This window comes from Streptomyces dysideae (genome assembly GCF_001514305.1).
Lineage (GTDB): Bacteria > Actinomycetota > Actinomycetes > Streptomycetales > Streptomycetaceae > Streptomyces > Streptomyces dysideae.
In genome coordinates this window covers 292,980-308,379 of record NZ_KQ949080.1, presented here as the reverse complement: position 1 = coordinate 308,379, position 15,400 = coordinate 292,980, and the positions used below count along the sequence as shown (strand labels likewise).

The window sequence follows — 15,400 nt, the reverse complement described above, 5'->3', positions numbered from 1 at the left end:
TGCTGCGGTGAACGCTGTCGGCCCAAGGCGACCTCAGCGGCCCCGCGGACCGTGGTCGTCCGGCTCATCCCGCCACCTCACCTAGCAGCGTCTGAATCTGCGCTTCAAGGGCCTTCAATTCTGCGTCGATCTCCGCCAGCGGCCTCGGCGGCTCGTACACATAGAAGTGCCGAGTGAACGGGATCTCGTACCCGACCTTTGTTTTGTCGTGATCGATCCAGGCGTCCGGCTCGTGTGGTAGGACCTCGCGCTTGAGGTACGCCTCGACGTCTTCCTCCAGCGGTACGTTCTCGTAGTCCCGCAGCTCCGGATCGGGTTCATGGGCTCCGCCCTTCAGCGTCTGGGCCTCACCCTCCGAGTCCCGTACCCCGACCGCGTCCCTTAGCGCCTTGTTGAACGGCGCGCCCGTGGGCCAGGTCAGCCCCGCCGCGACCACGGCGTCCTTCATCGCCACCCATGCTTCCGACTTTGTCAGCCACCGCTGTCCGATCACCGGCTTCAGGGCCTCGATGAACGCCTCGGCCTTCTCCAACTTCTGGACCGGCTTCGATACCGCGAGCGACGCGAGCACCGCCTCGGTGATCTCGAACCGCAGCTTGAGGGGCCGTTCGACCGTGATGCGGTGGTAGCCGAAGTCCTCGTTCTTGAAGACCTTGACCTTGTTGTACAGCGGGTGTTCGGGGTTGCTGGCGACGTCGAGAGCCTCGCCGTACAGGCGGGTCAGTTCCTCGATCTGCTTGTCGTCGATCTTCTTGCGCTTGTCCCCGAGGGACTTGCGCATCTTGATGAAGTGTTCGCGTGCGTCGAGGAGGACGACCTTGCCCTGGTGGCCAGGGGCCTTGCGGTTGGTCAGGATCCAGAAGTACGTGGAGATGCCGGTGTTGTAGAAGAGCTGGTCGGGCAGGGCGACGATGCCCTCCAGCCAGTCGTTCTCCAGGATCCATTGGCGGATCTTGGACTCGCCGGACTCGGCGGCACCGGTGAACAGCGGGGAGCCGTTGAAGACGATGGCGATGCGGCTGCCGCCCTTCCAGCGTCCCGGCTCGTCCGGTCCCTTCGGCGGCACCCACTCGGCGGGCTGGCGCTTGGAGAGCATGTGCTGGAGGAAGAGCAGGGAGCCGTCGTTGATGCGCGGCAGGCCGGCGCCGAAGCGGCCGCTCTCGCCAAGGGTCTCGTACTCGTGCTCTACCTCGTCCTTGACCTTCTTCCACTCCACGCCGAAGGGCGGGTTGGCAAGGAGGTAGTCGAACTTGGTGACCTTGTCGGGGTCGTCCCTGTCCTCCTTGTGTCCGTCTTTGCTGAAGGAGTTGCCGTACTTGATGTTGTCGGGGTCCTGGCCCTTGATCATCAAGTCGGAGCGGCAGATCGCCCAGGATTCGGGGTTGAGTTCCTGGCCGTAGACCTTGACCGTGGCGTCCTGGTTGAAGGCGCGGATGTGTTCCTCTGTGGCGGTGAGCATGCCCCCGGTGCCGCAGGCCGGGTCGAGTACGGTGCGCACCGCGCCGGGGATGGTGAGGGCGTCCTCGTCCGGGGCGATCAGGAGGTTGACCATCAGCTCGATGACTTCGCGCGGGGTGAAGTGCTCACCGGCGGTCTCGTTGGACTGCTCGGCGAAGCGGCGGATGAGTTCCTCGAAGACGTACCCCATCTGGTGGTTGGAGACCACCACCTTGGGCTGTCCCTTGTCATCGAGGACGAGTTCGCCGTTCTCGTCGCGCTCGACGGGACGCAAGTCCAGGTCGGCGAACCTTCCCATCACCTTGTAGAGCAGCTTCGCGTCATGGAGCTTGGTGATCTGGCGGGCGAACTCGTACCGCTCCAGGACCTCCTTGGCGTTGGGTGAGAACGCCCCGATGTACTCGATGAGGTGCTCGTCGGTGTGGCCCGCGTCGCTGGCAATCTTCTTCAGGGTGTAGGTACTGCTGTTGTAAAAGGTGAGGCCCGAGGCGCGGCGCAGCCAGCGGTCGGCGTCGATGTCCTCCTGGTCCTTCAATGCGGCGGCCTGCTCGACGACCTTGTTCTTGGTGGGCTCCAGAACACATTCGAGACGGCGCAGCACAGTGAACGGCAGGATGACCTTGCCGTATTCGGACTGCTTGTAGTCGCCTCGCAGGAGGTCGGCGACGGACCAGATGTGGTTCGCCAACTCCGTGTGCTTGTTGCTGTTCAACGCTTTCCTTCCACAGTTCCCACCGGGGTCAGGCTGGTTGGTGGAGTTCTGATGATGCGGTATGTCTCGTGCGACGTCTGGGAGTTCGCGTCAGGGAGTTGACGTGTGGCCGAAAGTCGAAGGTACGAGCGCTCCGCCGGTGAGTCCGACCTTGAGTTCCCGCGTCGTTTCGCTTGCGAGGCGAGCGGCGAGAGCTGCGGCCGCCCGCAGGGCGTGCAGGTGGCGGAAGGCTTGGCCGTACTCCCGCTGTTCGTTCAGCGGGATCAGGGGGACGCGCAGTCGGCGCGCGTCGATGCGCCTCATGGTGCTGCCCGTGGCCACGCTGTGGACGTTCTCGTCGGCCGAGAGGAACCCCGCGAGGAACCACGGATCCAGACGCTCAGGGTCGGGACGGAACAGCCACAAGCTGGGGCCAAGCAGGTTGCCCGCATCCTGGGCATCGGCGACGCGGGCGCGCGTGTCCAAGGGGCGCAGCATCTCCGGCAGGAGAATGTCGCCTTGCATGATTTCGATAGCCTTGGCCTCCTGGCCCTCGGCTACTCGTCCCGATGCGGCTTGTCCGGCAGTGACGTCCGCCGCGGTGAGTGCGCGTCGCCCGTCGCCGGGTTCGCGGCGGTCCGTGGTGCCGTGAGCTTGTGGGTTGCGCGTGGAGGAGGGTGCGCGCTGCACGCTCAGCGCTGCGCCCCGGGCCAGGTCGGCCACGGTCGCGGTACGCCAGGCGCGGGTCTTCTCTCCGACCATGGGCCAGGCGCCTTCATCGTTCAACGCGGTGAGTGTCGAAGCGGCTCGCGCCAGTTCGGTCCTCGCCTTGCGCATTTGCTCAGCGAAGCGTGCAGGGTTGACGGCGACTGTCGTGGCCCGGGTGTGCCGTGCCGGGGTGAGATCCGTGACGTCGTCGAGAAGGTCGACCACACCGACCGCGCGGGCGATACCGGGCTCGGTTTCGAATGTTTCCGAAGAGGTGACGAAGGCTCGCCACCGACGCGCGATGGCTTCGCGCAAGCCCTCTTCGTCGATCATTTTCTCGCCCCGGCCACCCGTGGCGCGTACGTCCGACAGCGCACCGGGAGCCGAGGCATCGAGGAACAGGATTGAGAGGCTCTCCGGCCGCTCGTGGACCGGCTTCTGTACGACCCACAAATGCAGGCCGACGTGGAGAGGCGGAGCGATGCCTGTGGGGAGGGCCACGATTGCTCGTACCGCGCCCCTGCGTACCAGCTCCGCTCGGACGCGGCGCCCGGAGGCACGTTCTGCCGTCCCGGGTGGCAGGACCAGTACGGCGTATCCGCCTGATGCGAGGTGGCTCAGGCAGTGCTGAAGCCAGGCCAGTTCGGGCTCTCCCTTCGGCGGAAGTCCGTACTCCCAGCGTGCGTCGTAGGCGAGTTCATCGTGGCCCCAGTCCCGATCGCCGTACGGGGGGTTGCACAGCGCGGCCTCGGCCTCGAGCTCTGGGAAGGCATCGTGGCGCAGGCTGTCGCCGTCACTCATGTGCGCGGCGGCCGAGGGGACGAGGACCCCGAGCCGCGCCAGGGCCTGCCCGGCCTGGGCCGGCATCACGTCCTGTCCGTACAGCGCGGTCGCGCCGCGCTCTGCCGCGGCGACGAGGAGGCCACCGGTTCCGCAGGCCGGGTCAAGGATGCTCTGGGGGTAGCTGTCTCCCGCGCCGGCCACGAGGTCGGCCATGAGCTCGACGAGCGCGGCGGGCGTCGCGTAGGCGCCACGCACTCCTGCTTCGTCCCGCGGCAGCTCGGCCAGTGCGTCGAGGACGGGGACGGCTCCGGTCTCGTGCACCCCGCGCACCACAGCGCGCAGTACGGGCTCATCGCCCCGCTCGAAGCCTGTCAGTGCCGCCCCTCCTGGCACTTCGGCAGCGTGATCCCTCATCACTGTCCCCATGGATGCGGGGAGAGCCTCGGCCGCACAGCCAAGCAACTCCTTCTGCCCCTTTTCTCCGATGCGCACGAGGGCCAGCACCACAGCGCTCATGCGCTGCGCGATCTCGAAGCCGTCCGGGTGCCTGCGCAGCTGAGCCTTGACGTCATCCAAGGGCGAGCCGACGGGCAACTGGCCGCGAGCTGCCAGCCAGCCTTCCACAGCCTGCAGGTCGTACAGCGGGCTGGCGTCGCTACCGCCGGCCGGGTCCGGGAAGTCCGCGTGCCGCCGCCGCCAGTTACTGACGGTGGCGCGCGTGACGCCCGCGAGACGCGAGATCTCGGCCGCGGTGACGAACGGAGCCGGTTCCGGCTTGTCAGGCATCCATGCTTCCCGTCGTTGGCTGAAGACGTGCTATCGAGCTGAAACCACTGTACACGGACCCCAAACCAAGGCAACAGATTTGACAGTGCTTTCACTGGATGCTTTTCTAGAGTCGCTTTCACTCGGCGTTTCTGGCCCCAGGACAGCCCGCTCACGCCTGTCCGGCCCGTGCATCACCTCACGTCGCTCCTGCCGCGCCCTGCACCGCCCCGATCCCAGAGCACGCGAACCCACCCCTCCTGGAGGCACCGTTGACCACCAGCACCACGAAGCGCACCCTGTACCGGCTCCCCGACGTCGCACCGACCCTCGACGCTATGTTCGACGCTCTCGACCACGACCACCTCGCATCCATTGGCGCCGACATCCGGATCCCCGAAGGACGGCTGACCGTGCCCTCGCTCGTGGTCACCGCGCCCATGGAGAAGGAGGAGGCGTCCTGGATCCCGGATGTCACTCGCACCACGGGTCTGGCATTTTCCGAGTCAGTGCGACGGCCGTCTTGCCTGCATCTGCTCGCGGTCGATGACCACGTTTACGCCATCGGCTACGACCAGGGCTTTCGTCTGATCCCCAACCGGCTGAAGGACAAGCGCTTCGGGCTCTCCTTCGCCATCCGTCAGGTGGACCCGATGCAGGTCCAGGACCTCGCCGCACAGGCCCTTGGGGTAGCCAGGACCGACATCACGATCGCTCCTGGCGGCGTGCCCGTACTCAGCCTCGGCGTCCAGGAGCACTCCCAGATCGTGCGTCGCCTGGGCGGCTATCTCGACGGCCGGGCGCTCACTCGGGCTCGCACCGGCCGCGGAGAGATCTTCAGCGCGGACGGTGGCTGCGGTCTCCGTCTCCCTCTCGGGATCGAGGCGGAGGACCTGGTAGCCGATATCCGCGAGATCGCTCGCGTGTGCCGCGAGGTGGCTCCCCAGCCTGCCCTGGAGTTCGTCGAGCACATCGTGCCCCTGAAGGACGACCCCACCGTGACCCGCTTGGAGCAGGCCCTCGACCAGGCCCTCGGTGAGCCTGCCGACGGCCGGATCGCCAGCACGATCCCCATGGACCACTGGGAGGACTGCACCGCCGCTCACGCCGTCCACATCAAGATCAACAGTTCCGAAGCAGGGCGCTTCGACCAGTTCGACCTGGAGTACGTGCTGCGCCGGGCTTGCATCCAGCGGGCAGGCCAGCGCTTGGAGGCCCTGAAGCAGGGCACGGTCAGCCTCTACCGTCACCACCGGGCCACGGCGCAGGACCTGCTCACCTCAACCACCGCCCTGCGCTGGATCGAGGCCAACCTCTCGCTCGGCTCCCGCCGCTTCTGCCTCCTGGACGGCGAGTGGTACGAAATCGGCGCGACCTACCTGGACGCGGTCAGGAGCAGCGTGGCGCGGCTCTTCGCCCCCGTGTCGTCGGTCAACCTGCCTCCGTGGCGGGCGGGCGACACCGAGCGCACGTACAACGCCCATGTCCCCGACCAGATCGATGACTACGTCTGCATGGACCGCAAGAACGCCAGGAACCCGCTCAGGCCCACTACCGAGTTCGAGGTCTGCGACCTGCTCACTTCCGACGGCACGTTGGTGATGGTCAAGCACGCGCACGGCGGGTCGGGCCCTCTCAGCCATCTCTTCAGCCAGGGACTCGTCGCTGTGCAGTTGCTGCAGAAGTCGGCCGAGGTACGTGCCGAGTTCGCCCAGCGGGTCTTCGAGGAGAGCAAGGGGAAGCACGTTCTTCCGGACGACTTCATGCCCAAGCGCGTCGTGTTCGCCATCCTGCTCAAGCACGGCACCACGCTGACGCCCGAGACGCTCTTCCCCTTCTCCCAGGTCACGCTCGCGCAGACTGCCAAGACGCTGGAGTCCTGGGGCGTGACGGTGGAAGTCGTCGGGATCCCGGAGGAGGCATCGGCAGCCGACGCCCGGCCGGAGTTCCGGGCGGCCGCATAACAGTCGCGCAGTGGGCTGCCGGCCCGAGCCCCGCCCACGACATCGCGGCTTCAGTCCCGGGCGAGTTGGCCGGTGGGCGTCCGGTCTCGCGGGGCCGGTACCGCAGGTGATGCGTGGGTGATGCGGTGGGTGAGGGCGGTGTTGCGGCGCTGGGTGCGATTGTTGGCCACCGCGCGCTCGACGGCCTCGCTCTGGCCGATGAGCATGACACCGTTGCGGGCGCGGGTGACGGCGGTGTAGAGCAGGTTGCGCTGGAGCAGCATCACTCCGGCGGCGCTGACCATGGGGACGATGACGTAGGGATATTCGCTGCCCTGGGAACGATGGACGGTCAGCGCGTAGGCATGGACGAGCTCGTCGAGGTCGGTGAAGGGGTAAGTGGCCGCCTCGCCGTCCTGGAAGGTGACCGTCAGCTGGTGTGTCTCGGTGTCGATGGCGGTGACGGTGCCGCTGCTGCCGTTGAAGACCCCGGTTTCGCCACGGCGGGGACTGTTACGGACCTGCTGCACCCGGTCGCCGAGGCGGAAGGCAGTTCCGCCGTGAAAGTACTGGGGCTTGTCCTCGGCGGGCGGGTTGAGAGCCTGCTGCAAGCGCAGGTTGAGGTCGGTCATGCCGGCGATGTTCTTCTTGCCGGGGCACAGGACCTGGATGTCCTGCGGGCGGATGGCGAAGTGCTGCGGCATCCGGTGGATGACCAGGTCCACCACGCGCTGCGCGATGTCCTCGGCGGTGGGTACGGGCCGGTTCCAGAAAGCCTTGGGGTCGTCTCGCGGGAGTTCGCCGCGCAGGATGCGGTGGGCGTTGAGGACGATCGCGGCGCTGTCGTCGTGCTGGCGGAAGACCTTGGTGAGCCGGGTGCGCGGGATGTCCTCGACGTCGAGGAGGTCGCGCAGGACCCGGCCGGGTCCGACGCTGGGCAGCTGGTCGATGTCGCCGACGAGCAGGAGGTGGCAGCCGTCGCGGACGGCGGCGAAGAGTCTGCGGGCCAGGGCGAGGTCGAGCATCGACGCCTCGTCGATGACCACGAGATCCGCACTCTCCAGGACGCCTGCGTGAGTCGCCGTCGGGCGGTCTGATCAACCGGTGCACGGTCATGGCCGCCTGGCCGCAGGTCTCTTCCAGTCGTTTGGCGGCCTTCCCGGTCGGGGCGGCCAGGGCGACGACCGCACCGGCCTCGTCGGCGAGTTCGACCAGGGTGCGCAGGGTGTGCGTCTTGCCGCAGCCGGGGCCGCCGGTCAGCATGGACAGTGGGCGGGTCAGGGCGGCGATAATCGCCTGGTGCTGCTCGTCGGTCAGCCCGGAGGTCTCCTGCCCGGTCAGCGCGGACACGCGCTCCGTCCATGGGGCCAGGTCGGCCAGCGCCGGCGTGGATGTGAGCAGGCGCCGTACGTGGAAGGCGAGTTGCGTCTCGTCCCGGTGCCTGCCCGGCAGCATGGCGATCTCGGTGTCGGCCAGTGCCCCGGTACCGTCCAGCACGGGCAGCGGCAGCGTCTCGGTAACCACCTCGCCCCGGCCGCGCAAGGCCTCCAGAGCGTGGCGCAGTACCGCGTCGTCGAGGATCTCCGCGGTCGCCGGGTCGTCATCGGTCAGCAGGCGATCAGGACGCGCACCGGCAGATGGCAGTGACCGCTTGCGCCTGCCTGGTCGAGTTCGTGCAGCAGGGCGGCCTCAAGGCGGGCGTCGCTGTGCTTGGGGATGCCGACGGCGAGGGCGATCCTGTCGGCATTGTGGAAGCCGACGCCTTGTACGTCCCGGCACAGCTGGTAGGGGGTGCGGCGGACGATGCGCATCGGGTCGTCGTCGGTGTCGGCGTACGCGGTGTAGACCTTCACGGCGAGCGCCGGGGTGATCTCAAGCCCCTGCAGGAACACCATGATCCCGGCGATGGCCTTCTGCTCCTGCCAGGCCGCCGTGATCCGGCCCAGGCGGACCTGGCCGATCCCGTGGACCTCCAGGAGCCGCTGCGGTTCGGCGTCGATGACCTTCAGGGTCTGCTCGCCGAACGCGTCCACGATCGCGGACGCGAGAATCGCCCCGATCCCACGGATCATGCCCGAGGCGAGGTAGAGGCGGATCGCCCGCTCGTCGGCCGGCATCGTCCGCTCGCACCGCTCGGCCCTGAACTGCCGCCCATGGCGCGGATGGCAGGTCCACCCGCCGTGCACCCGCAGGCTCTCCCCGGGCCGCGCCCCGAAGAGCGCCTTGCCGATCGCGGTGACGTTCTCCTCGCCGTCGAGGGTGGTGGCCAGCCGCAGTACTGTGCGCTCGTCGTAACTGATGTGCAGCAGATGATCGACCACGCCCTCGATCACATCCGGGGCGTCCAGCGGTACTTGGTCGGGCACGCGCATCATCTCCAGCAGTGCGTACGGCTATGGATCACATGATGTCGCCGGGGTGCGGCACGGCCAGCATGCGTCTCAGGACAGCGGCCTGTCGCGCGCTTGAAGGATTCTCCTCACCCCCAACGAGCGAAAACACCGGAGCTTACGGCCGTACGCCCGGCACAGCAGGCGAGACACGTCCCCGGTGGGACCGGCACCAGCCGCGCCCGCCCCTCAACCGCCACGGTGGCGTAAATGCGCAGGTCAGCGCCGTGGGCATGACCAGCCATGTTTGGTGGCTCCTGCCGGGGACTCGAACCTGCGGCCAAGCACCGTAGGCCTACCGACTCAACCGGACGACCGTCTGGATCACCAGCTGCCCGCCCCCGACCGACTGCTTCCCTGCTCCCATGTTCTGGGTCCGCCGCCAGGAATTCGAACCTGCCACCGCTCGCTCGGCACCCCGCCTGACGAGCCAAGTCACGCCCCGCCAGCCGCTCCCCCATTTCACAACCGTTGCACAATCACGCGGGAACTCCCGGGAACCCGCAGGTAGAAGCGGGAACCTCCTTCCAGCAAAAAATGGCTCTGCCCCGGGTGAACTCCCAGGTCAGAGCCATAAAAGCAGACGAGTCGGGCTGTACGCCGGGTTCTGTTCCGCTTAGGGAACGATCACGCTCTGACCTGCATGTTTACGGGTCTCCGGCGGCTGGTTTCGCCCTCTGGGACTTCTCAGGGACTTTCGGCCGAGTCCGTGAACCACGCCTCGATGGCGGACAGTCCCCGCGCGCCAGCCTGCGGCATGAAGTGCGTGTACGTCCGGAGCGTGAACGCCGGGTCGGAGTGCCCCATCCACTTCGCAAGCGAGACGATCGACTCACCGGCTTCGAGCATCACGGATGCGTACGTGTGGCGCAAGACGTGGAAGCCGTGCTCGCGGCTCGGCTCCCATACGCGCGACGGCTTCTCGCCCGGCTGACGCTCGGGCAGCGGCGGGATGACGCCCACTTCGGCGAGCGCGGGCTTCCAGGCCTTAGTGTTCCAGGTGGTGCGGTTGATCGCGCCGCGCCGGCCGGTGTACACGAGCAACGGGACGGTGACCTTCCGCCGGTCCTCGCGCGCGAGGTCAGGCTCCTCGGGGTCCAGCCACGGCAGGGTGACGTCGATTGGTTCGAAGCGTTCTTGATGAGTGAGGAGTCGCTTCGCGAGCGTCTTCGGCAGCGGCACATCGCGTTCCTTACCGCCTTTGGGCGGACCGAAGTACAGCCGTGACTTGTACATGAGGATCTGCCGCTCCACGTGGACGAAGTCGCCACGGATATCACCTGGGCTGAAGCCGAACGTCTCACCCTGTCGAAGTCCGCATCCGACGCCGAGGTCGAGCGCGATCTGGTAGCGGTCGGCCAGCGCCTCCCGCACCGCGTCGACACGGTCCTGCTCCCAGGCGCGAGCCTTGCGCTCCGGCTTCTTCGGCGGCTTGATCGAGCTGTTGCCCTTGCACGGGTTGCGGTAGAGCCGCTTGTCCTCAACCGCGGCCTGCATGATCGCCTTGAGGTACACCCACGCGACATAGGCGGTACTCGACGCCACCGCCCTCTGCACGTCGGCCGACCACTTGCGCAGCTCCGCGACGCCGATGTCCCTGAGCGCCAGATCTCCAAGCTGCGGCAGCACCTGCCCCCAGATCCGGTGCCTCATGCTTTCCAGCGTCTGGGCGGGATGGACCTGGGACGGCCACCAGTGCTTCTCGACGTACTCACGGAGACTGATCGCGCCGTCTCGCGCGTCGACGAAATCTCCTCGACGCGTGTCGGTCTGTGCCTCGGCCAGCCACGCCTTGGCGTCCGCGACCGTATCGAAGGACCGGTCACGGACCCCCGGTATCCCTTTGACACGGTAACGCGTGCACTTGCCCCAGAGCGCAGTGCGTTCGCGCTTGCCCGTCTCCTTGTTCGGCCGCTTCTTGAGCCATCGGTCCTCGATGTAGCCCGCCATGCGCGTCTTCTCCTTGGCCTGGTCATGGTTCTCTCGGCACGACCTGCGTCGCGATCAGACACACAGACGATCTCCGTGCGCATGAAATTCCGAGTGCTGCTGAACTCCTCGGAACCGTTCTCCCAGGTCAAACAGCCCGGCGTCGTTCGCGCTGCTGCGGCGCCTTGCTCAGCGGATTGAGAGCCGGGTTCGACCGCGAGTCCGCCTGCTGCTGTTCGTTGAGCCACGCATCAAGCAGGTCCCGGCGGTACATGACCCTCCCGCCTGGCCCCATCCGGAAGCTGGGCGGCCCTTGCCGGCGGTGCCGCCAGACGTAGAGGGTGTTCACCGAGATGCCCATGTACTTCGCAGTGTCCTGAACGCTAAGGAAGGCAGCCTCAACGGCAGGCTTGGACTGTTTACGCATCGCGTGTCTCCGGGATAAGCGCTGCCAAAGCAGCGGACGGTCCGTCTTCCCGCCTACCGCGCGGCGAAGCCGCACGGAAAGTTGCTGGCGAGCAGGATCAGAATCCGGAGGATCAGCGATTTGGTGCAGCTGTCCCGTGGTGATAGAGCAAGGTATGCGGCCGTCATCTGCTGCTTCCGCCCCTGCCCACTCACACATCGTCGGCCTCCGGTCACTCGTCTCCCGACCGATGCCGGCCGACGCACGAGGAGCGCAGGTCCGCGACCTACCCACCCTCACCGGGGCCTTTCACCTTCGCTGAATGACCACCGACCAACCCGACCGCGTACCCCGGCAAGGTCCTGCTGAGGCTGGAAACCCACCAACGACGCGCTCATGGACGTCACCGCGCACCTCGGCCTCAACAGGGGCCGCAGCAAGCACGGAGGCATCACGGGGACTCTGTCTCCCCTGCCCCTTCTCCTTCGATGAGCAGGTTGACCCAACTAAGCGGGGCAGGTTGAGTGCGGCAGGATGGGGGAACAACAAGTCTCCAATGCCAGCGAGTTGAGACTTCGGACACCTCCCTCAACGTCCCAGGGGGCCTTCGGGCGGCCGCTCGCCGATAGTCCGAGGCGAGTGCTCATCGTCCTGGGGCGCCCGTGATGCACAACCCCCATGGTCACATCGAGCAGTTCCACTGCAGCAGGACTTCACGGAGAGTCAGATAGGTCACACGGAACGACCCATTCCGCACCGAAGGGGCACAACCGGCGCCACTGACCTGCCCTTTCGGGAGAACTGGGGCGCGCGCACCGAATCGCACGCCCCATGCTTGCGCCCTGGGCGCCTGCTCTTTGATTACTGAGTGTCGCAACTAGGGGGTAGGCTCAGCCGCTATCTCATCGGCACTCAGCCGATCGGCAGGGACAACTGTGCCCTCGCACGGATATACGGTCCGTCGAGGGCAATGGACTCAAGGAGCAAGCCTTGAATCTGTTCCACCCTATCGCCTCCTACTCGCCGGTCAACAACCGAGGGTTGCCTTTCTCAGTAGGACGTCTTCGGTGACGGCCAGCCCGCCACGCCGCCGCTTCAACGCCACCGAGCGGACCGTGCTCTTCCTCGCAGCTGACGGCCGCTGTTCCCACTGCGGTACCGAGCTACAGCCGAGCTGGCACGGCGACCACGTCAACCCGTACTCGGCGGGGGGACCCACCGACATCATCAACGGGCAGGCCCTCTGCCCCACCTGCAACCTCAAGAAAGGCCGCTCCGTGGTCAAAGGCGCCCGCGAATGGCAGAACCAAGCACACGACAAGTTCTTTGCCAACGCGACGAAGGACTATCTCGTCTCGGCTACCCCCGGAGCGGGAAAGACCTACTTCGCGCTGAAGCTGGCAAAGCGCCTCATACAGGAGCACACCGCAGAGCGCATCATCGTCGTCGTCCCCACCGACGCGCTGCGTCTCCAGTGGGCTGACTCCGCAGGAAACGTCGGACTGAACCTCATGCCGGTTACCGACCCAGAGGACTACGGCAAGCCTGGCTACCAGGGTTACGTCGTAACCTACGCCCAGGTCGCGAGGGGAATCGGATCCGAGAAAGTGCGGTACCTGACGAGGCGTCCCACGGTCGCGCTCCTTGACGAGATCCACCACGCAGGCGAGAACAAGTCGTGGGGTGAAGGTCTGACCCAGGCGCTCGAGCACGCTGTCCACCGGATCGCGCTCACGGGCACGCCGTGGCGCAAAGATGGCGCGAGCCCGATCCCGTTCGTGCGCTATGACCGAGACGGCAAGGTCGAGGTCGACTACGCCTACGAGTACGGAACTGCCGTCGCCGACGGCGTATGCCGGCGCATCGAATTTCACGCCTACGACGGCGAGGCCAAGTGGACCGACTGCGGGAAGGTCAGCACCGCCGCTCTGGGTGGTGAGCTCGCCGACGATGACATAGCAGCAGCGCTCGACGCCGTATTGGAGCCCACCCACAAGTGGATTCCGGCGCTGCTGGCTCAGGCGAACACCGCGCTCGACGAGCTGCGCACCGAGGTGCCAGATGCGGGCGGCTTGGTGGTCGCGCATGAAAAGTGGCATGCCCGGGCATACGCGAACCTCCTCCGTCAACTCACCGGTGAGTCGCCGATTGTGGTGCTCTCAGACGACCCCGAGGCGAAGGACAACATCGACCGGTTCCGGGAAGCGCGAAGCAAGTGGTTGGTCGCTGTGCGGATGGTTTCTGAAGGCGTTGACATCCCGCGCCTGGCGGTCGGCGTATACGCCACAAAGATCCGCACGCCCCTGTTCTTCCGCCAGGTTGTCGGACGCTTCGTGCGTATCCGTGAAGACGAGGAGTTCAACGCCCGCCTCTTCATCCCCGCGATTCCGTCGATCATGGAGCATGGACGAGCCATCGAGGAGGAGCTCCGTCACCAATTGGAGATCGAGGCCGAGCGTGTCGAGCGTGTGCGCGATAGTGGCGATTCTGGGGGAGGGATGCTCGACCTCCGCATCCCGCTTGACGCGACCGAGGCAGTCTTCGATAGGGCAATCGTCGATGGCGATGAGGTGACACCCGTTGAGGTCGCCAAGGCAGCGGCGTGGCTGCGAGCGAACGGCATCCCCTCGACCTACGCGGTGAACGCTGCCCGCGGTCTGCGGTCCGCGCCCGTCGGCGCGGTAGCCGTGGTGGAGAACCCAAAGCCGACCCCTGCGCCCGCCCCGCCCCGTCACCGCGCGGAGCGCATGCTCCGCGGGGAGATTGACACTCTGGTGGGCAAGTTGGCCTACAGGCGGGGAATGCCGAAGAAGGATGTCAACCTGCAGCTGATCCGTGAAGGCTGGCCCACCCGCTCGAAGGCGACAGTGGAGCAGCTTCGCCGCCAGAAGAGTCACCTGATGCGGATTCTGGGAGAGTCCTAACCGATCCGCTGACACCGGCTCGCCCCGCGCGGAGACCGCCAGCCCCCGAGGAGCACGACAGTCTCGCCGAGAACCGACGCAAGGAGACGGTACGTGCGGTCCGGAATACGCGGCTGCCCGAAATCGATTGTTCTGTGCGAGGCCATCGAGGTGAACGGGGGAAGCCGTGAACGATCTGAAGCTGTTTCGGATTGCTGACGGCCAGGCGGCCGAGATCCCAGGAGCGACGGTGGCGCTGGAGCGACACTTGCAGACGCTGATCGAGCAGAACATGGAAACGATGCTCGGGATCCGGTTCCTCTCGTCGGAGTACCCGACGGGGCCGTGGCACCGGGGCCGGATCGACACGCTCGGTCTGGACGAGAACAACATGCCGGCGCTGATCGAGTACAAGAAGGGTTCCGACAGCGGGGTCCTGTCTCAGGCCGTCTCCTACCTGTCGTGGTTGGAGTCGGCGCATCACGAGTTCGAGGCCCTGGTCAAGGTGAAGTTGGGTGCTAAGGCAGCCGAGTCGATCGACTGGCGAAACCCGCGGATGGTCTGTATCGCGGCCAACTTCTCCCACCATGACCGGGTCGCGGTGCAGCGACTTCGCGAGCGGATCGATCTGGTGCGCTACCGCATCTTCGATGGCGGGCTGCTGAGCCTGTTGCTGATCGAGTCCGCGCCCAGCTCACCGGGTCAGGCTCCGGCTCGGCGGCAGCATCGGGAGCGGGACATTGCAGCTGGTGCCGCCGGCGGGGACGGGCAGCCGTCAGTCCAGGCGATCCTGGGCGCACCCCCGGCTTGCCTGCGAGACCTGTACGCCGAGCTGGACGAGGCCCTCACCGCCTGGGGCGAGGTCGAGGTGGCTCAGCTTCGGCACTACATCGCCTACCGGCGCATGGTGAACCTCGCCTCGGTAGTCTTCCGCCCGAAGCACGAGGTGATCCTGGTCTACCTCAGAGTCGACCCGGACACGGTCGAGCTGGAGGAGGGCTTCTCCCGCGACATGCGCGGCATCGGCCACCTCGGGACGGGCGACCTGGAGCTGCGGATCGCCTCGGCAGCCGACCTGGAGAAGGCGGGATCGCTGATACGACGGGCGTTCGAGGCGGCCTGACGCAAGAGGAAGACGGCTGCAGTCCGTCAGCCCCGGTCTGTTCGCTTCACGCTCATGCCGCTGGTCCTGCCCAGGACAAAGGTCGTCCAGGGTGAGCTCCACTCGACGCCTTCGCTCAACTGGTGCAGTCCAATCGAGAACCCCGACAAGGAGCTCAACCAGCACTCGGGCATCGGCGGCCACGCCTGCGGCCTCGTTCACATCCTTCGCCAACGCCACCCTACGAGGCCCCAGACGCACCCACCTGCCGCTGACAGAGCATCAGGAGGAGGCGTTCAGCCCGGTGCGCACAAGTCCGTCT

9 protein-coding genes and 1 pseudogene are annotated in these 15,400 nt (G+C 66.6%); 3 read left to right on the top strand and 7 right to left on the bottom strand.

Annotated features, from left to right (window positions below):
• Window positions 1–64: 64 nt before the first annotated feature.
• Window positions 65–2,170 carry a type I restriction-modification system subunit M gene (locus AQJ91_RS13245; protein ID WP_067020115.1) on the bottom strand — a complete coding sequence of 702 codons (2,106 nt, stop codon included), beginning with the start codon at window positions 2,168–2,170 and terminating at the stop codon, window positions 65–67.
• Between the two features lie 90 nt (window positions 2,171–2,260).
• Window positions 2,261–4,264 carry an N-6 DNA methylase gene (locus AQJ91_RS13240; RefSeq protein ID WP_324617997.1) on the bottom strand — a complete coding sequence of 668 codons (2,004 nt, stop codon included), beginning with the start codon at window positions 4,262–4,264 and terminating at the stop codon, window positions 2,261–2,263.
• 413 nt (window positions 4,265–4,677) lie between these two features.
• On the opposite strand from AQJ91_RS13240, the gene AQJ91_RS13235 reads away from it, so the two are divergent.
• The gene (locus tag AQJ91_RS13235; RefSeq protein ID WP_067020109.1) at window positions 4,678–6,369 is read left to right on the top strand and encodes a DUF6119 family protein; all 1,692 of its coding nucleotides are present in this window, start codon (window positions 4,678–4,680) and stop codon (window positions 6,367–6,369) included.
• A 50-nt stretch (window positions 6,370–6,419) separates the two neighbouring features.
• Here the strand turns inward: AQJ91_RS13235 and AQJ91_RS57340 are convergent, their stop codons facing one another.
• From AQJ91_RS57340 to AQJ91_RS13220, 5 genes and pseudogenes are all read right to left on the bottom strand, one after another.
• Complete coding sequence (locus tag AQJ91_RS57340) at window positions 6,420–7,412, bottom strand: ATP-dependent DNA helicase (RefSeq protein WP_267891188.1); 993 nt, start codon at window positions 7,410–7,412, stop codon at window positions 6,420–6,422.
• 85 nt (window positions 7,413–7,497) lie between these two features.
• Window positions 7,498–7,611 (bottom strand): annotated as a pseudogene (locus AQJ91_RS58215) (AAA family ATPase); the annotation flags it as partial.
• A gap of 344 nt (window positions 7,612–7,955) precedes the next feature.
• The gene (locus AQJ91_RS49255; RefSeq protein WP_159054552.1) at window positions 7,956–8,714 is read right to left on the bottom strand and encodes a helix-hairpin-helix domain-containing protein; all 759 of its coding nucleotides are present in this window, start codon (window positions 8,712–8,714) and stop codon (window positions 7,956–7,958) included.
• Window positions 8,715–9,425: 711 nt separating this feature from the next.
• A complete protein-coding gene (locus tag AQJ91_RS13225; protein WP_067020106.1) occupies window positions 9,426–10,688 on the bottom strand; it encodes a tyrosine-type recombinase/integrase in 1,263 nt (420 codons plus the stop codon).
• Window positions 10,689–10,815: 127 nt separating this feature from the next.
• Entirely contained in the window at window positions 10,816–11,094 is a 279-nt protein-coding gene (locus tag AQJ91_RS13220; RefSeq protein ID WP_067020103.1) for a helix-turn-helix domain-containing protein, read from the bottom strand.
• A gap of 1,046 nt (window positions 11,095–12,140) precedes the next feature.
• On the opposite strand from AQJ91_RS13220, the gene AQJ91_RS13215 reads away from it, so the two are divergent.
• Both AQJ91_RS13215 and AQJ91_RS13210 read left to right on the top strand, forming a co-directional pair.
• Window positions 12,141–13,997 carry a DEAD/DEAH box helicase family protein gene (locus AQJ91_RS13215; RefSeq protein ID WP_159054551.1) on the top strand — a complete coding sequence of 619 codons (1,857 nt, stop codon included), beginning with the start codon at window positions 12,141–12,143 and terminating at the stop codon, window positions 13,995–13,997.
• A gap of 166 nt (window positions 13,998–14,163) precedes the next feature.
• Window positions 14,164–15,099 carry a DUF5655 domain-containing protein gene (locus AQJ91_RS13210; protein WP_067020100.1) on the top strand — a complete coding sequence of 312 codons (936 nt, stop codon included), beginning with the start codon at window positions 14,164–14,166 and terminating at the stop codon, window positions 15,097–15,099.
• The last annotated feature ends 301 nt before the right edge of the window (window positions 15,100–15,400 follow it).

Coding starts and splice junctions, on each gene's coding strand:
- AQJ91_RS13220 (WP_067020103.1), bottom strand. CDS start 11,094: ATGCGTAAACAGTCCAAGCCTGCCGTTGAGGCTGCCTTCCTTAGCGTT.
- AQJ91_RS13225 (WP_067020106.1), bottom strand. CDS start 10,688: ATGGCGGGCTACATCGAGGACCGATGGCTCAAGAAGCGGCCGAACAAG.